This is a genomic window from Methylobacterium sp. B1 (assembly GCF_000333255.1).
In the GTDB taxonomy this organism is placed as follows: domain Bacteria; phylum Pseudomonadota; class Alphaproteobacteria; order Rhizobiales; family Beijerinckiaceae; genus Methylobacterium; species Methylobacterium fujisawaense.
This window is the reverse complement of sequence record NZ_BACT01000295.1, coordinates 1-1433: the sequence shown is the minus strand read 5'-3', so window position 1 is coordinate 1433 and position 1433 is coordinate 1. Positions and strand designations below refer to the sequence as shown.

Sequence of the window (1433 nt, the reverse complement as noted above, 5' to 3'; positions counted from 1 at the left end):
ATATATAGCAAAGAGATACTTTTGAGCAATGTTTGTGAAAGCGGTATTCGCAATATTTTAGTAGCTCGTTACAGTCCGGTGCGTTTTGGTTTTTTGAAAGTGCGTCTTCAGAGCGCTTTTGTTTTTCAAAAGCGCTCTGAAGTTCCTATACTTTCTAGAGAATAGGAACTTCGGAATAGGAACTTCAAAGCGTTTCCGAAAACGAGCGCTTCCGAAAATGCAACGCGAGCTGCGCACATACAGCTCACTGTTCACGTCGCACCTATATCTGCGTGTTGCCTGTATATATATATACATGAGAAGAACGGCATAGTGCGTGTTTATGCTTAAATGCGTACTTATATGCGTCTATTTATGTAGGATGAAAGGTAGTCTAGTACCTCCTGTGATATTATCCCATTCCATGCGGGGTATCGTATGCTTCCTTCAGCACTACCCTTTAGCTGTTCTATATGCTGCCACTCCTCAATTGGATTAGTCTCATCCTTCAATGCTATCATTTCCTTTGATATTGGATCATATGCATAGTACCGAGAAACTAGTGCGAAGTAGTGATCAGGTATTGCTGTTATCTGATGAGTATACGTTGTCCTGGCCACGGCAGAAGCACGCTTATCGCTCCAATTTCCCACAACATTAGTCAACTCCGTTAGGCCCTTCATTGAAAGAAATGAGGTCATCAAATGTCTTCCAATGTGAGATTTTGGGCCATTTTTTATAGCAAAGATTGAATAAGGCGCATTTTTCTTCAAAGCTTTATTGTACGATCTGACTAAGTTATCTTTTAATAATTGGTATTCCTGTTTATTGCTTGAAGAATTGCCGGTCAATTCCCCGAGGAATTATTCGATAAAGATAAGCTTACATTATGAAGAGCAGCATATTACAGCCGTATGGGTCTACTTGACAGTAAAATTTGAAGAGCATTGGAAGCCTGTTGATGTAGAGGTCGAGTTTAGATGCAAGTTCAAGGAGCGAAAGGTGGATGGGTAGGTTATATAGGGATATAGCACAGAGATATATAGCAAAGAGATACTTTTGAGCAATGTTTGTGGAAGCGGTATTCGCAATATTTTAGTAGCTCGTTACAGTCCGGTGCGTTTTTGGTTTTTTGAAAGTGCGTCTTCAGAGCGCTTTTGGTTTTCAAAAGCGCTCTGAAGTTCCTATACTTTCTAGAGAATAGGAACTTCGGAATAGGAACTTCAAAGCGTTTCCGAAAACGAGCGCTTCCGAAAATGCAACGCGAGCTGCGCACATACAGCTCACTGTTCACGTCGCACCTATATCTGCGTGTTGCCTGTATATATATATACATGAGAAGAACGGCATAGTGCGTGTTTATGCTTAAATGCGTACTTATATGCGTCTATTTATGTAGGATGAAAGGTAGTCTAGTACCTCCTGTGATATTATCCCATTCCATGCGGGGTATC

At 40.9% G+C, this 1433-nt stretch carries 1 protein-coding gene; it reads right to left on the bottom strand.

The window, feature by feature from the left end; all coding sequences use genetic code 11:
- Positions 1-338: 338 nt before the first annotated feature.
- A complete protein-coding gene (locus tag I53_RS36110; protein WP_075298802.1) occupies positions 339-830 on the bottom strand; it encodes a hypothetical protein in 492 nt (163 codons plus the stop codon).
- Positions 831-1433 lie beyond the last annotated feature (603 nt).